The sequence below is a fragment of the Roseateles sp. P5_B10 genome (assembly GCF_056400485.1).
Genome location: NZ_JBFULE010001213.1, coordinates 1 through 1,152, shown reverse-complemented (window position 1 = coordinate 1,152; position 1,152 = coordinate 1). Strand labels below are relative to the sequence as shown.

The following is a 1,152-nucleotide window of genomic DNA, read 5'->3' as shown; positions in this document are numbered from 1 at the left end:
GGGTGAAGCCAAGGCGGTCAGGTCGATCAAGGTGGATGGCGCGGATGTCGCCGTCGACATCGAACTGGGTTACCCGGCTGCCAGCCAGCACGCGGCCCTGCGCGCGGCTGTCATCGCCGCGGCCAAGGGGCTGGCGGGCGTCGGCAATGTCAGCGTCGCCATCACCACCCAGGTCGTCGCTCACGCGGTGCAGCGCGGCGTGCAGCTGCTGCCGGGCGTGAAGAACATCATCGCCGTCGCCTCCGGCAAGGGCGGCGTGGGCAAGAGCACGACGGCCGCCAACCTGGCCCTGGCCCTGCATGCCGAAGGCGCCCGCGTGGGCGTACTGGACGCCGACGTTTACGGCCCCAGCCAGCCGCTGATGCTGGGCGCCAGCGGCCGGCCCGAGTCGCTGGACGGCCAGAACATGGAGCCCCACATCGCCCACGGCCTGCAGGTCAACTCCATCGGCTTTCTCGTCGAGGACGACCAGGCCATGATCTGGCGCGGCCCCATGGCCACGCAGGCGCTGGAGCAACTGCTGCGCCAGACGCGCTGGCAGGAGCTGGACTACCTCGTCATCGACCTGCCGCCGGGCACCGGCGACATCCAGCTGACCCTGTCGCAGCGCGTGCCCGTCACCGGCGCCGTCATCGTCACCACGCCGCAGGACATCGCGCTGATCGACGCCAAGAAGGGGCTGAAGATGTTCGAGAAGGTGGGCATCCCCATCCTCGGCATCGTCGAGAACATGGCCGTGCATATCTGCTCCAACTGCGGCCATGCCGAACATATCTTCGGCGCCGACGGCGGCCAGAAGATGGCGGCCCAGTACGGCACCGAGCTGCTGGCCTCCCTGCCGCTGGCCATGAGCATCCGCGCCCAGGCCGATTCGGGCACGCCCACGGTGGCTGCCGAGCCGGACGGTGAGGTAGCGAATCTTTACAAGGCGCTGGCCCGCAAGGTCGCGGCCAAGATCGCCGCCCAAGGCAAGGACTACTCGGCCAAGTTCCCGAGCATCTCGATTTCCAAATCGACCTGAGGCGGCGTATGTCGTTCGCAAAGGTGAAATTGCTTCTCGCTGCCGTGACAGCAGCATTTCTGGCGATTGGCAGCTTTCAGCACCTCGTGTCGCCTGGTTTGAGATGGATGGCCATTGCTGCTTCCGTGCTG

The 1,152-nt window shown here is 67.1% G+C and carries 1 protein-coding gene; it reads left to right on the top strand.

What is annotated here, in order from left to right; genetic code table 11:
- Positions 1 to 1,021, top strand: a 1,021-nt coding sequence (gene apbC, locus AC1DU6_RS32185) for an iron-sulfur cluster carrier protein ApbC (protein WP_477862277.1), incomplete at its 5' end; no start/stop codon positions are given.
- Positions 1,022 to 1,152: the final 131 nt, after the last annotated feature.